This window comes from Agrobacterium sp. D14 (assembly GCF_001526505.1).
Lineage (GTDB): Bacteria > Pseudomonadota > Alphaproteobacteria > Rhizobiales > Rhizobiaceae > Agrobacterium > Agrobacterium leguminum.
Genome location: NZ_ASXX01000012.1, coordinates 91,956 through 106,374, shown reverse-complemented (window position 1 = coordinate 106,374; position 14,419 = coordinate 91,956). Strand labels below are relative to the sequence as shown.

The following is a 14,419-nucleotide window of genomic DNA, read 5'->3' as shown; positions in this document are numbered from 1 at the left end:
ATATTCCTTGTAAAAGATCATGCTTCGCGCGGATCGAGCGCGTCGCGCAGGCCGTCGCCCAGAAGATTGAAGCCGATAACGACGAGGAAGATGGCGATGCCGGGCCACATCGTCATCCACGGCGCCTGGCTGAGGAAATTCTTCGCGGTATTCAGCATCGAACCCCAGGAGGGCGCAGGCGCCTGCTGGCCGAGGCCGAGGAAAGAAAGGCTTGCCTCCGCAATGATGGCGGTCGCCACCGTCAGGGTCGCCTGCACGATGATGGGGGCGAAGACATTCGGCAGGATGTAACGCGTCATGATGTCGATGTGGTTGAGGCCGATGGACCTTGCGCCTTCGACATAATCTTCGGTCTTGACCGCCAGCACCTGCCCGCGCGTCAGCCGCACGAAAATCGGCATGGCGGAAAGGCCGATGGCGATCATCGCATTGGTGAGGCTCGGGCCGAGGAAGGCGGCCAGTGCAATCGCCATGATGAGGAACGGCATGGCCAGCAACGCTTCGGTGATGCGGGATATGACCATATCCACCCAGCCGCCGAAATAACCTGAAATCAAGCCGAAGGGCACGCCGATGACCACGGCGATCATCACCGAGACCACGCCCGCCATCAGCGAGGCGCGCGCGCCATAGATCATGCGGGAAAGGATGTCTCGGCCGAGATCGTCGGTGCCGAGCCAATGGGCGGCTGAGGGCGCCTTGCGGATGGCCGACCAGCTGGTCGCCACCGGATCGGCAATCGGCAGGATCGGCGCGGCGATGGCAAGAACGGCGAAAAACAGCACGATAACCATGCCGACAAGCGCCGATTTATTGCGCTTCATCTTCTTCCAGGCGCGGCTTTCCTGCCGCGTCACCGCTACGGAGAGGTTTTGATCGAAAACGGTCATGATATCGGGGCCTCAGATCGTCGCCCTGAGGCGGGGGTTGAGCAGGACATAGGCAATGTCGGCCAGAAGGTTCATGAGGATGAAGCCGACGGCGGTGCAAAGAACGATGCCCTGCACGACGGCGTAATCGCGGGTGAACACCGCATCGACCGTCATCTTGCCGAAGCCGGGAATGGTGAAAATCTGCTCCGTCAGCACCGCCCCGGCCAGCAATTCGCCGAAGAGCAGCGCCAGCAATGTGATGATGGGCAGAAGCGCGTTACGGAAACTATGCGACAGGATGATCTCGCGCGGAGAAAGACCCTTGGCGCGGGCGGTGCGGATATAGTCGGAACTGAGCACCGCCACCATCGCCGAACGTGTATGGCGCATCAGCGTCGCCGCAAGCGCGTTGCCCAGCACGAAGGCCGGCATGATCATGGTTTCGATGGAGCGGACGGGATCGACAAATATCGATTCATAACCGGATGCCGGCAACCAGCCGAGTTTCACCGACACCAGCAGGATCAGCATGATGCCGAGCCAGAAATTCGGGATGGAGAGGCCGGAAAGCGCCACGATATTGGCCGTGTAGTCGATCCACGTATTCTTCTTGACGGCGGCCAGAATGCCGATGGGAATACCGATGACCATGGCAAAGAACATCGCCATCACCGCAAGCTGAATGGTGACCGGCAGCTTCTGGCCGATAAGCTCCAGCACCGGCTGGTTGGTGCGCAGCGAAATACCGAAATCGCCCGTCACGACGCCGCCCAGCCAGTTGATATATTGCAGCGGCACGGGGTCGTTCAGGCGATATTTCTCCCGCAGGAATTCAATCGTCGCCGGATCGCGCTCCTCGCCAGCCATGGCGAGCACCGGATCGCCCGGCAGCAGTTTCTGCAGCGAGAAGACGAAGATGGAGATGATCAGAAGCGTCGGGATCGCGACCAGCAGTCGCTTGCCGATATAAACAGGCATGGCGTGGCCCTCGTTCGTGCCAATTCGTGAGGGCCGCACGGCAAGGCCGTGCGGCGCATGCGAAGCGTTCAGTCCTTGGAGACGCCGAGAAGGCGGATCATGCCATCCGGCGACGGCGCCCAGCCCTTGACCTTGTTGGAAATGGCATAGGCATAGGGCTGGTGACCGAGATAGATGATCGGCATGTCATCGTTGAGGATGACGCTTGCGGCATCGTATTTTTCCTTGCGCACCGCATCCTCCGTCGAAGCGCGGGCCTCGTTCAGCAGCTTGTCGACCTCGGGATTGCAATATTTCACATCGTTGATACCGCCCTTGCAGGTGACGAACTGATGCAGATTGCCATCCGGATCGATACGTCCCGACCAGTCGGAACGGCTGAGCTGGTAGTTGCCGGCCGTCTGCTCGGACAGAAGCGTCGCAAATTCCGTGGCCTTCAGGGTGACGTTGAAGCCGGCCTCGGCCACCATCGACTGGATGACCTGCATCATCTGCGTCTGCGTCGTGTTGTTGGCGTGCTGAAGCTCGATGTCGAGCTTTTCGTAACCCGCCTCCTTCATCAGCTCTTTGGCCTTGTCGATATCGCGCGCCGGCACCGGAAGATTCTGGTTGAACCACGGGCTTGTGGGCGGGAAGGCCTGATTGCCTGCCTTGGACGTGCCCTCGAAGACGATCTGGCCGATCGCTTCCCGGTCTATCGCATAAGAAAAGGCCTGACGCAGGCGCTTGTCCTTGCCGAGCGGATTATCCGCACGCGAACCATTGTTGATATTGACATACATGGCCATGTAGCCCGGCCCGATGACATCCGCATAGGTCAGATTGGCGTCGTTCTTGACGGACTCGGCATCGGAGGCCGAGATGCGCTCGGCGATATCGAGGTCTCCCGAGCGAAGATTGGCAAGCTTCACGGTCGTATCCGGGATCGGCAGATAAACGACCCTGTCGACCAGAATCCTGTCCTTGTCCCAATAATCGGCGAATTTCTCGAGCACGATACGGTCCTGCTGGATGCGCTCGACGAATTTGAACGGCCCGGCGCAAACCGGCTTCGAACCGAAATTCGCGCCCAGTTCCTTGGCCGCCTTCGGCGCGACGATCATGCCGGCGCGGTCGGAAAGCTGCGCAAGCAGCGTAACATCCGGCGTCTTCAGGGTGAATTTGACGTCCAGCGGCCCGGTGGCTTCGACCTTTTCGACCGAGGAAAGCTCGCTCTTGCGGCGGGATTCCGGCAGGGTCATGTTGCGCTCGATGGTGGCGACCACAGCCGCCGCATCCAGTGTCTCGCCGTCGTGGAATTTCACGCCGTCGCGGATTTTCATCGTCAGCACCTTGCCGCCCTCGGACCAGGCCCATTCAGTGGCAAGCTGGGGAACGATCTTCATGTCCTGCGAGATGTCGACGAGCTTATCGCACATGGCGGTATAAACGATACGTCCGACGAAGGTGCGCGATTGCGCAGGGTCGAGAACGTCGGCGTCATCGTTAAGGCCGATGCGCAATTCGGACGAGATGGCCGGCGTGGACAGGAATGCGCCGGCCAATAAGGCCGCAGTCAATGTCTTGATTTTCTTCATTTTCTATCCTCTGGTCTGGTTATCTTTGTTTTTCATTGGCCGGCTCTGAAAGCCGGCAGGTCTGCCCTGCTGCCTATGAGGCCGGCGTGAGCGGATTATCGGCATCGCCCGTGCTGCGGGCGGCAATGTCTTCTGCGGTTTTCTCCTCCAGAAAGCCGAGCGAGGTGGCGCGGATCAGCCTTTCCTGATGCATAAGAAGGTGCTGGCGCATCGCTTCGCCGGCTCTTGCGGGGTCGCGGTCGGCGATGGCATCGACGATCGCTATGTGCTGCTCGAAGGAAGCCTTGCCGTTCGTGCCGCTGCGGCGTGCCAGTTCCCGTATCGACTGCCATGCATCGTCCTGGCGAATGCGGTTGACGACATCGAAGATGGACAGGAACAATTTGTTGCCGGCGCTCTGGGCGATCTGGCGGTGAAGCGAACCATCCCACAACTCTTTGGCGTCGGCATCCGTGCTCTGGCCGGTCTTCTGGACGAGGGCGCGCATGCGCTCCACCTCGGTGGGTTTGGCGCGCATGGCCGCAAGCTGCGCCAGTTGCGGCTCGATGCGCAGACGCACCTCCATGATTTCCATGATATCCGTGCCGGCGACCAGTTCTGTGACCTGAGCGGACCAATCGTCCGGCTTTTCGCCCACAAAGGTTCCCGCCCCCTGCCGTCGCCAGATCAGACCTTCGGCTTCCAGAACCTCAAGAGCACGACGGACCGCACGACGGCCGACATTGAAGGTTTCCGCGAAGGCCCGCTCCGTGGGCAGGCGACGGTCTTTCGCAAGATCCTGTGTCTGAATGTACTCCCGCAACTTCGCCAGCGCGTAGTTGGAGTTATCGTTGGGGTTCACCGTCAAGTCGCACCATTTACCGAACCAATCTTATATTGGTTCATTTGGTGAGAAATTTTTGCCGCCGTCAAGCTCATTTTTGAGCGGCAATAACTGGCGCTCAAAATATGGGCATGTGGCGTTTTTTGAAGGTGACGGTGGGCGATGGGCGGTTAGGCGTCATAGACGCACCCGCCCCTCCTAAAGATCGATGGAGAGCGTGATGCGCCCCGACAGGCGCTCGCCGGGGGCAATCGTCCAGAGACCCTGCCCTTCCCGCTGCGCCTGCGGCAAACCAAGCGCTCCGGCGGCCATGGAAACGGGCTCAAGACAGAGATAGCGCTCCATGCGGTGCACGGCGAGATGGCCGAAAACGGGATCGGCTTTGAGCCGTAGTGAAAACCTGTCGAAGTCGACCTGCGCGCGTGACCAATCGGTGAAATGCAATGTGTATCCCGTTGCGGCGGGAATGGCGGGTTTCGGGCGAGGTGCCGGCGGCTGGCCGGTTGGCACGTTCTGCGCGTCCAGCGGATATTGCAGTTTGGCGTCCGTCCGCGCATCGCAACCGAGCCCGGCCGCTAGATAGGGATGCCAGCCCAGCGACATCGGCGCTGGTGTGTCCGCCAGATTGGTTATCGACAGTTCCACGGTGAGGCTGTCGTCTTCCAGCAGAAAAGACTGCTCGGCGCGGAAGGAAAAAGACCACTCCCCGTCAGCCTCGTAGTCAAGTACCAGTGAGACCCGATCCGAAGACAGATCTGAAATCTCCCACGGCCGGCGGTGAGCCGGGCCATGCATGGCGTCGGGCGCAAGCGCCGGATGCGGCAGCAGGTCATGGCGGATACCCGCGTGGACGAAGGACCCGCCATAGAGCCGGTTGTGATAGGGAAACAACGGATATGCGCCGGCCCTCGGCCAGTTGAACGGCTCGAACTCCTGCTTCATTGTCGGCACCAGAATATCGCCGTAGTCGGAGTGCTGCAGATGAGTCATTCTGCCACCCCAGGCGGGGCGCAGGCGGGCGGAGAGCCGCCCGCAGGCAATCGCAACCGTTTCAGGCGAAGGCATAGGAGCCGTCGGGCCGTTTCGGCACCCGTCTTTGCCAATGAACATAGCCATCCTCCTGCATGGCTTTTTCATCCATCTCGACACCCCAGCCGGGGCGGTCCGGCCTCAGTTCCAGGTATCCGTCCTTCGGCAGGTAGGGGTCGACGACATAACGGGTTTCGTCCTCGCGTTTTTCGAGATCGGTGCCGCCATAAACGTAGCATTGCCCTTTCGGCAGCCGGTATTCGAGAATGCGGAAATTCTGCTGGGCAGCGGAAAAATGCACATTGACGGCGGTGGCGAGCGGGCCCATCGGGTTATGCGGCGCGATGCTGACGAAATGGGCTTCCGCAAGCGTGGCGATGCGGCGCATCTCCGAAATGCCGCCGACGACGCAGATGTCGGGCTGAATGATATCCGCACCCTTCACTTGAAGAAGGCGCAGGAACTCATTGCGATTATAGAGACTTTCACCCGTTGCCAACGTGCAGTTCAGCCCCTGTTTCAGGTCTCCCCACATCTCGATGTTTTCGGGACGCAAAGGCTCTTCGAAGAACAGCGGATCGTAAGGGGCAAGCGCGTTGCCAAGCTGGCGGGCGGCCGCTGGCTCGAAAATCTTGGCATGGGCGTCGAAGGCGATGTCGTAGTCGGGCCGCACGGTTTCGCGAAGGGAGCGGAAATATTCGGCGGAACTGCGCACCACCTCCCCCCAGCGATGGGCGTGAATATCGACGCGCCATGGGCTGAGCTTGAAGGCCGTGAAGCCCCAGTCCTCGTTGAGACGGTCGAATTCCTCCTTCGCCGCCGGCGCATCCGGAGCGGTGTAGACACCGGCATAGACCTTGATACGGTCGCGTACTTCGCCGCCCAGCAGCTTGTAGACGGGCACGCCCGCCGCCTTGGCTGCGAGGTCCCAGAGGCAATGGTCTAATGCCGAGATGGCGGACAGACCGAGCGCGCCGGGCGGAAAGCGGTTCTGCTGGAGCAGGAGGTTGTAGAGATACTCCACCCGTGTCGGGTCCTGCCCGGCAAGGAATCCGTAGAGGTAGTCCAGCACCGGCGGCAAGGCGAGATCGGGGCCGTGATTGTAACATTCACCCCAGCCGGTCAAACCGTCATCGGTATCGAGAGCGACGATGACGCGGGGGCGGTCCTTGTCGCGGGTGACGAATACCCGCATGCGATCGATTTTCATGCTTCAGTCTTCCTCATGAATTGCAGCGTGCAACAGGTCCGGCACTATCGCGCAACGGCCCCGTTCTTGACTTCGGATGGTTCGACGTAGCGGAATCTGCGGGTGCGATCCCGGTCGCGCGGGTCCGGGCGCGGAATGGCGGAAAGAAGCGCCTGCGTATAGGGATGATCCGGCGCGTTGCAGACCTTTTCGGCGTCTCCCACTTCCACCAGCTTGCCGCGATACATCACGCCGACGCGGTCGCACATGTAGCGGATGACGCCGATGTCGTGGCTGATGAAGATATAAGCGAGCCCCAGCTCATCCTGCAGCCGCATTAAAAGATCCAGCACCTGGAACCGCACCGAAACATCGAGCGCCGAGGTCGCCTCATCCGCCACGATGATGCGCGGCTTCAGGGTTATGGCGCGGGCGATGCCGATACGCTGGCGCTGGCCGCCGGAAAAGGCGTGCGGGTAACGTTCACGCCCGGCCGGATCGAGACCCACCTGCTCCATCAGGGCGCAGACGCGTTCATCCAGTTCCCTCCCCTTGGCAATGCCGTTGACCAGCAACGGCTCGCCGATGACCTGCGCCACCGTCATGCGGGGATTGAGCGAGCCGAACGGGTCCTGGAAAACCATGCGCAGTTCACGCCGCGCGGCTTTCAGCTCCGCACCTTCGATCCTGGCCAGATCGACCACGCTGCCATCCGCCCGGCGATAGAGCATCGCGCCACCGGTCGGATCGTAAAGACGCATGATGGAGCGGCCCATCGTGGTCTTGCCGGAGCCGCTTTCGCCAACGATGCCGAGCGTCTCACCGGGCAAGAGCTTGATCGACACGCCATCCAGCGCCTTCATCTCGCCGAAATGCATGGAAAGGTCATTCACTTCGAGCACCGGCGCAGCCGTGAGATCGAGCGGAGGCCGCGCAAGCCGGATTTCCGCCTTCTGCTCCAGCTTCAGCACGGAGCCGATCAACATGCGGGTATAGGCGTCCTGCGGGCTGTGGAATATCTCATCGACGGTGCCATATTCCTTGGCGACGCCGTGATGCATGACCAGCACGTCATCGGCAATCTGCGCCACCACGCCCATGTCATGGGTGATGAACAGCACCGCCATGCCGTGCGCCTTTTGCAGCCGCGATATCAGGTCGAGGATTTCGGCCTGCGTCGTCACATCGAGCGCCGTCGTCGGTTCGTCGGCGATCAGAAGCTGCGGCTTGCAGGCCAGCGCCATGGCGATCATCGCACGCTGGCGCATGCCGCCCGAATATTGGAAAGCGTAACGATCCAGCGCCTTTTCGGGATTGGGGATTTCCACCTGCCGCAGCAACTCAATGGCCTCGGCCCGCGCCTGCGCCTTGCTCATCTTCAGATGCAGGCGCAGGACTTCGGTGATCTGGTCACCGACCGTGTGCACGGGAGAAAGCGACGACATCGGCTCCTGAAAGATCATCGCGATATCGGCGCCGCGCACCGAGCGGATGGCCCGGCTGCGCGGATCGAGCTTTGCCAGATCGAGAGACGTGCCATCGGCGCGGTTGAGGATGATCGACCCGGACGCAATGCGGCCGGGGCTGTCGATGATCTGCAGGATCGAGCGGGCCGTGACGGATTTGCCGAGCCGCTTTCGCCGACGACGCAGAGCGTCTTGCCGGGATCGATGGAGAAAGACAGGTCGTTGACCGCCCGGAAAACGCCGTTTCTGACCGGAAATTCGGTGACCAGATTGCGGACTTCAAGCAGCGGCTTGGCTGGCTTCATGGAGAGAATGTCGCTCATCCGGGGCCTCACTTATTATAGGGGTCGGCTGCGTCGCGCAGACCGTCACCGAGCAGATTGAGCGCCATGACGGCAATAACGACCGCCACACCGGGCAGGAACAGCCAGGGTGCAGTCGCAATCGAGCGGATGTTCTGCGCCTCACGAAGCAGCACGCCCCAGGAAATCGTCGGCGGCTGAAGGCCGAGACCGAGGAAGGACAGCGATGTTTCCGCAAGGATCATCGCCGGAACCGCAAGCGTGACCGAGGCGATGATATGGCTCGAAAAACTCGGCAGCATGTGGCGGAAGATGATGCGCCCTTCCGGCACGCCGTCCAGCCGGGCCGCAGCCACGAACTCTTCGGTTCTGAGCGACAGGAACCGGCCGCGCACGACGCGGGCAAGCTGCGCCCAACCGGTCAGCGACAGGATGATGGTGATCATCATATATTGCAGCGTGGCAGGCCAGCCCTGCGGCAGAGCGGCGGCCAGCGCCAGCCAGATTGGAATGGTAGGCAACGACAGCACGAAGTCGATCACGCGCTGCATGACGAAATCGATGCGGCCGCCGTAATATCCTGAAATGCCTCCCAGAACGACGCCGAGCAGCAGCGAGAAGAACACGCCGACAAGACCGATGGACAGGGAGACCTGCGCCCCCTGCACCACGCGGCTGAAAACATCGCGCCCGAGACGATCCGCGCCGAAAAGGAAGAGCGGGCGCGTTTTATCGGTGGAGGCCAGCAGGTGGATATCCGTGGTAAACAGGCCGAATACGGAATATTCGTAACCGCGACCGAAAAGCTGGACAGGGATTTTCTTCGCCGTATCTTCAACGAAGACCGCCGCCAGTGTTTCAGGATTGCGGGTCAGCTTCAGCGGATAATAATGCAGCCCGAGCGAGAAACCCTCGGTCGTATCGATGAAATGAACACGCTGCGGCGGATGGAAGGTCGCCCGGGCATTCTGCAACACCGGATCGTTGATGGCGAAGAAGCCGGGCACCAGCGCGACGATATACATGGCGATGGTGATAAACAGGGCAGCCATGGCCAGCTTGTGGCGCTTGAAGGCCCACCAGATGAGCTGCCACTGCGAGGCGACAGCGGCGCGGTCCTGCCGGGCATTGGTGGTCATGGTGATATCGCTCATGGCGCCCTCCTATTCGAGACGGATGCGCGGATCGACCAGCGCAAGTAGGATGTCGCTGATCAGCGATCCGATCAGCGTCAGCGCGCAGATCAGCAGCACGAAAGCGCCAGCGAGATACATGTCCTGCGCCATCAGCGACTGCAGAAGCAGCGGCGCGGCCGTCGGCAGATTGAGCACGATGGCGACGACCACGGAGCCCGAAATGAGATTGGGCAACAGCCATGCGATGGTGGAGATGAACGGATTGAGCGCAATTCTGAGCGGATATTTCGTCAGCAGCTTGAACTCCGACAGTCCCTTCGCCCGCGCGGTGGTAACATAGGGCTTGGGCAACTCATCCAGCATATTGGCGCGCATGACGCGGATGAGGCTTGCGGTGGAGGAGACGGCAAGGATGGCGACCGGCAGCCAGATATGGGCCATGAGGTCCATCATCTTGGCGATGCTCCACGAGGCGGTCTCGTATTCTGCGGAAAACAGCCCGCCGACATCGGCCCCGAACTCCACCGCCGCGACATACATCAGCACCAGCGCCAGCAGGAACGAGGGTATGGAAAGGCCGAAGAAGGAAAAGGCGGTGAAGAGATAATCGCCGATCGAATATTTGCGCACGGCGGAGAAGACGCCGATAGGAAGGGCGATGGCCCAGGTTGCGAGAAGGCTTGCGATGGCCAGAACCAGCGTCAGCGCCATGCGCTCCCAGATGAGGCCTGAAACCGGCTGCTGCCACTCGAACGAAATGCCGAAATCGCCGCGGCTGACGATGCCCCATATCCATTTCAGATATTGCACGATCATCGGGTCATCGAGACCGAAACGTTCGCGCAGCTGCGCCGCCGTATTGTGGTCGATGACCTCGTTGGAGGCGGCCAATGTGGCGATATAGGTCGTCACATAATCGCCGGGCGGCAGCTGGATCAGGACAAAGGCAAGGAAACTGACGGCAAACAGGGACGGTATCATCCACAGCAGGCGTTTTACGATAAAAAGCAGCATGTCGTTCTCGCAATCACATTGTGCCGCACGCGCCGCCCTCCACTGAGGAGACGGCTGTGGGTGGTCGAAACAACCTGAGAGGCGTCGCCGCGTTACGGCAGCGACACCCATGTGGCGATATCAGCTTGTGAAGGTGAACTGTTGCGGCAGCGCCGGGCCGGGATTGGGCCAGGTCCAGCTGTCGGGTTCCGTTTCCGGCACATTGCGCAGATTGTTGCGGATGATGCCGAAACCGCCCACCGCAAGGCAGAGGCCGATCGTTTCGAACTCTTCCGCCGCAATGTCGAAGATCTGCTTCATCTTCTCGCCGCGCTTGGCAAGGTCGGCCGTCGAGCGCGCCTCATCGAACAGCTTGAAGCGCTGCTTCTGGCTTTCCGGCGGCTCTTCGCCCTTCTGGCCATTCGAGGTGTACCAGAGCGCCCACGGAATGGCGTAACGCGACCCCTGCGGGTGGAAGGCGAAGAAATCGCGCGGATCGAGCATCGGATCGAGACCGCCGGGACCGGGCCAGACGGCGGCATCATGGGCGTTGTCATCGCCGCGTGTATAATAGAGCGCACGTTCGATGGTGTTGACCTTGATGTCGACGCCGATCTGCGCCCATTGCGCCTTCACCAGCTCCAGCGCATCGACGAGATCGGGATAGAGCGTCGGGATGACGTCAATCGAGAAGAAGACAGGCTGGCCGTCAGGCCGCAACCGCATGCCGTTGCCGTTCTTCTTGTCGTAACCGGCCTTGTCGAGAAGCTCGTTCGCTTTGTCCGCATCGTATTCGGTGAATTGCCGCGCCAGCTTTTCATTGTACCAGGGATGTGTCGGGCGCGGCCCGGCCTGATAACCCTCGCTCTGACCGAAATAGACGATGTCGATAATTTCCTGCCGGTTGAGCGCGATGGACAACGCCTGACGGAACGACTTGTCGGCGAACATCTTGCGCATTGCCGGGTCTTTGTGGGTGATGTTCAGGTAAATCTGGCATTGCTGCGCAGCAGACGGCACCAAAGTCAGCAGGCGATAGTCACCCTTTTTCATGTTCTGAGACAGGGTCGGCTTGTTGGCGAGAACGCTGATATGGCGCTCCTGAATGTCGATCTTGCCGGAAATGACGTTCAGCATCAGCGATTCGACATCCTGCGAAATGCCGAAATTGATTTCGCCGATATAGGGCAACTGGTTGCCTTCGGTATCGACCTGCCAGAAGTAAGGGTTGCGGGTCATGACCACGCGTGTCGCGCCGCCGGAATAGGGTTCCTTCACCACCCATGGATCAAGCGTCGGCTTGTCGACATTCGACCAGCGGGACGGAATTTCGATATCGCCGCATTTGGCGCGGAACAGCTCTGTCCAGCTCGAGACGCCCGCAGCCTTCACATCGGCATCGAGCGACGTGTTGTATTTCGGCAGGAACTTGCTGCAATAATGCTTCGGAAACAGCGTCGGATGCTGGCCGAGCGGCGTGGCGAGGTTTTCGAGATAAAGCGCATTCGGCGCGGCGAATTTGAACTTCACCGTGAAATCGTCGACTTTTTCGACATCGACCGCCTTGCCGGCCACGGAAAGCTGCGCCGGCGTGGCGCTGTAAAGCTCCTTGTTCTTGATGCAGTCCTCGATGGCGAACACCACGTCATCGGCGGTGAAGGGGTGGCCGTCCGACCATTTTGCGCCCTCCAGCAAATGGAAGGTGAATTGCGAGGCATCGTCGTTGACTTCCCATTTCACCGCAAGGTTCGGCAGAACCTCGGTGAAATCCATGTTCCAGCGGACAAGGCCCTGATTGCCGACCATGCGCAGGATGCCGTTATGGTCCGACGAACCGCGCAGGCCACGGCGCAATGTGCCGCCATAGGTGCCGATTTTCTCGTGCGGCGTCACCACCATCGGATTTTTCGGCAGACGTTCGGCCAAAGGCGGCAATTTGCCGTCCTTTACCAGCGCCTCCAGTTCCGGCGCCTGCTTGCCGGCAGCAGCCCGCGCCGAGGTCCCGATGACGGAAAGGGCGGCCACGCCGCCAACACCCGCCATAAAGGTTCGGCGCGTTACGCCCAGTGAAAATGCTTCGCCATCGCGCATCGACAATCCTCCCAAAAAATCACCGGCAGCGAGACGGCTTTCACCGAACCGCGACGGCCCTCCCGGCCAGCCAGCACGCCGATCCTCCATCGGCAGGGGCAGACCATATGGGCGTTTTCAGATGATTACAAGTATTGACAGATTTTTACATCTTTTTTATTTGTAGGCCGGTTTTCAGGATCAGGCTTGAAGAAAAAATCGGTACGACAGCCCCCTCGAGCACAAAAACCCCGGTATTTCTGTTGCGATTGAAATGCAGGAAACCCATTAACTTCAGCGATTTGCAACGGAAGGGCTGCTGATGGACAATCACACTGCATCTGCCGCCGCTCGAGGCGAAACTCGGCTGAGCGACATCATCTACGAAAAAATCGTCGGCATGATTTCGGACGGGCGGTTTCCCGTGAACGAGCGGCTGCCATCGGAACAGAATCTGGCGTCGCTGTTCGGCGCATCGCGGCCGGTTGTGCGGGAAGCGCTGGAGCGGCTTCGGAACGACGAGCTTATCGTTTCGCAAAAGGGATCCGGCTCCTATGTGCGCCAGCAGCCGGATTCTTCCGTGTTGCAACAGGTGCCGGTCGGCTCGCTGGCCGACGTGCAGCGGTTTTTTGAATTCAGGGCCGGATTGGAGGCTTCCGCGGCTGAGCTTGCGGCGCGCAACTGGCAGGCCGCGGACAGGGTGCGTATCGAGCAGGCGATTGCCGCGCTGGAACAGTGTCTCGAGCGCAACGACCTCGGTGCTGAGGAAGACTTCGCCCTGCACGAAGCCATCGCGAAGGCGAGCCATAACCAGTTCCACATCACGGTGCGGATCTGGTTCAAGCCCCATTTCGCCATCGGCCAGTCGGTAACACGCAGCCTCAGCCTCAAGCGGACGCCGCAGCATGTGCGCGAGGTGCAGAACGAGCACACGGCCATCGTGGAAGCGATTTTTGCGCGGCGCGAGCAGGCCGCGCATGACGCGATGAAAGACCACATATTGAAGGCGCGCGCCCGCATGTTTCAGGGCGTCGGCAGTTAGGCCGCACCCTGCAATGTCGAAAACAGAATCATAAAGGGCGGATGAGGGAGAGGAACCAGTGAGCCAGCCGCACATCATAGAACCGAAGCTCCGTTCCCTGATCGATACCCCGCTGAAGGTCGGCGAATCGCCTGCCTGGGACGAGCGAACCGGCGATCTGTGGTTCGTCGATATTCTCGCGCCCGCCATTTTCCGCCTGCATCCCGGCGGAAAACTCGACAGATACGACATGCCGGCCCAGGTGGGCTGTCTCGGCCTTTGCGACAATGGCTTGATCGTGGCGGGCCTCAAGACCGGCGTGCATCTTCTCGATCCCGCGAGCGGCAAGCTCGACCTTCTCTGCGACCCGGACGACGGGCGGCCCAACAGCCGCCTCAACGATGGAAAGGTCGGTCCGGACGGCCATTTCTGGGTGGGGACCCGCGACGAGGCCGCGATACAGACAGGCAATGCACGTCTCTATCGCGTCGCCCCGGATGGCGGCATCGAATGCATCATCGATGGCGACATGTTCACATCGAACGGGCTTGCCTGGAGCCCGGACGGCAGACGCATGTACCATTCCGACAGCAGCGGCCTCATGTATCAGGTATTCGATTTTGACCCCGCGACCGGCAGGATCGGCCCGGCCGAACGCCTGCACGATTTCGCGCCGGATGAAGGCAGGCCGGACGGTGCGGCGACCGATAGCGAAGGCTGTTACTGGAGCGCCGGCGTTCAGGCGGGACGTCTCAACCGCTTTTCACCGGACGGCGAATTGTTCGAGGTCTACAGGCTGCCGTTCAAGGGGCCGACCATGCCGTGTTTCGGCGGTCCCGACCTCAAGACGATCTACCTTACAAGTCTCGTCACCGAGACGGACGGAATAACCACCGCAGGCACGGTTGTCGCATTCGATGCCCCGGTCGCCGGCGCGCCCGTTCACAAATTCTCCATCTGAAG

At 60.7% G+C, this 14,419-nt stretch carries 11 protein-coding genes and 1 pseudogene; 2 read left to right on the top strand and 10 right to left on the bottom strand.

Features of this window, described 5'->3' with window-relative positions:
• Nucleotides 1-17 precede the first annotated feature (17 nt).
• From L901_RS10635 to L901_RS10590, 10 genes and pseudogenes are all read right to left on the bottom strand, one after another.
• Nucleotides 18-890, bottom strand: coding sequence for an ABC transporter permease (locus tag L901_RS10635; RefSeq protein WP_059756383.1), 873 nt, complete (start codon nucleotides 888-890; stop codon nucleotides 18-20).
• Between the two features lie 12 nt (nucleotides 891-902).
• Nucleotides 903-1,850 (bottom strand): ABC transporter permease, encoded by a 948-nt coding sequence (locus L901_RS10630; protein WP_059756380.1) that lies wholly within the window; start codon nucleotides 1,848-1,850, stop codon nucleotides 903-905.
• A gap of 68 nt (nucleotides 1,851-1,918) precedes the next feature.
• Nucleotides 1,919-3,427, bottom strand: a complete 1,509-nt coding sequence (locus tag L901_RS10625) for an ABC transporter substrate-binding protein (RefSeq protein WP_059756377.1) — start codon at nucleotides 3,425-3,427, stop codon at nucleotides 1,919-1,921.
• 73 nt (nucleotides 3,428-3,500) lie between these two features.
• Nucleotides 3,501-4,274, bottom strand: coding sequence for a FadR/GntR family transcriptional regulator (locus tag L901_RS10620; protein WP_059756375.1), 774 nt, complete (start codon nucleotides 4,272-4,274; stop codon nucleotides 3,501-3,503).
• A gap of 174 nt (nucleotides 4,275-4,448) precedes the next feature.
• Complete coding sequence (locus L901_RS10615; RefSeq protein WP_059756373.1) at nucleotides 4,449-5,315, bottom strand: aldose 1-epimerase; 867 nt, start codon at nucleotides 5,313-5,315, stop codon at nucleotides 4,449-4,451.
• Nucleotides 5,302-6,489 (bottom strand): galactarate dehydratase, encoded by a 1,188-nt coding sequence (locus tag L901_RS10610; protein ID WP_059756370.1) that lies wholly within the window; start codon nucleotides 6,487-6,489, stop codon nucleotides 5,302-5,304. The genes L901_RS10615 and L901_RS10610 overlap by 14 nt, the downstream gene beginning before the upstream one ends.
• A gap of 44 nt (nucleotides 6,490-6,533) precedes the next feature.
• Nucleotides 6,534-8,257, bottom strand: a pseudogene (locus L901_RS10605) (ABC transporter ATP-binding protein).
• Between the two features lie 8 nt (nucleotides 8,258-8,265).
• Nucleotides 8,266-9,390 (bottom strand): ABC transporter permease, encoded by a 1,125-nt coding sequence (locus L901_RS10600; RefSeq protein WP_020810601.1) that lies wholly within the window; start codon nucleotides 9,388-9,390, stop codon nucleotides 8,266-8,268.
• A gap of 9 nt (nucleotides 9,391-9,399) precedes the next feature.
• On the bottom strand, nucleotides 9,400-10,386 hold the full coding sequence (locus L901_RS10595) for an ABC transporter permease (protein WP_003521681.1): 987 nt from the start codon (nucleotides 10,384-10,386) through the stop codon (nucleotides 9,400-9,402).
• A gap of 120 nt (nucleotides 10,387-10,506) precedes the next feature.
• Nucleotides 10,507-12,456, bottom strand: a complete 1,950-nt coding sequence (locus tag L901_RS10590; RefSeq protein WP_059756368.1) for an ABC transporter substrate-binding protein — start codon at nucleotides 12,454-12,456, stop codon at nucleotides 10,507-10,509.
• Nucleotides 12,457-12,757: 301 nt separating this feature from the next.
• Between L901_RS10590 and L901_RS10585 the strand changes: the two genes are divergently transcribed.
• Nucleotides 12,758-13,477 carry a FadR/GntR family transcriptional regulator gene (locus tag L901_RS10585; protein ID WP_003521683.1) on the top strand — a complete coding sequence of 240 codons (720 nt, stop codon included), beginning with the start codon at nucleotides 12,758-12,760 and terminating at the stop codon, nucleotides 13,475-13,477.
• Between the two features lie 58 nt (nucleotides 13,478-13,535).
• Nucleotides 13,536-14,417, top strand: a complete 882-nt coding sequence (locus L901_RS10580; protein ID WP_059756366.1) for an SMP-30/gluconolactonase/LRE family protein — start codon at nucleotides 13,536-13,538, stop codon at nucleotides 14,415-14,417.
• Nucleotides 14,418-14,419: the final 2 nt, after the last annotated feature.

Coding starts and splice junctions, on each gene's coding strand:
- L901_RS10630 (WP_059756380.1), bottom strand. CDS start 1,850: ATGCCTGTTTATATCGGCAAGCGACTGCTGGTCGCGATCCCGACGCTT.
- L901_RS10625 (WP_059756377.1), bottom strand. CDS start 3,427: ATGAAGAAAATCAAGACATTGACTGCGGCCTTATTGGCCGGCGCATTC.
- L901_RS10585 (WP_003521683.1), top strand. CDS start 12,758: ATGGACAATCACACTGCATCTGCCGCCGCTCGAGGCGAAACTCGGCTG.
- L901_RS10595 (WP_003521681.1), bottom strand. CDS start 10,386: ATGCTGCTTTTTATCGTAAAACGCCTGCTGTGGATGATACCGTCCCTG.
- L901_RS10590 (WP_059756368.1), bottom strand. CDS start 12,456: ATGCGCGATGGCGAAGCATTTTCACTGGGCGTAACGCGCCGAACCTTT.
- L901_RS10600 (WP_020810601.1), bottom strand. CDS start 9,390: ATGAGCGATATCACCATGACCACCAATGCCCGGCAGGACCGCGCCGCT.
- L901_RS10635 (WP_059756383.1), bottom strand. CDS start 890: ATGACCGTTTTCGATCAAAACCTCTCCGTAGCGGTGACGCGGCAGGAA.
- L901_RS10610 (WP_059756370.1), bottom strand. CDS start 6,489: ATGAAAATCGATCGCATGCGGGTATTCGTCACCCGCGACAAGGACCGC.
- L901_RS10615 (WP_059756373.1), bottom strand. CDS start 5,315: ATGCCTTCGCCTGAAACGGTTGCGATTGCCTGCGGGCGGCTCTCCGCC.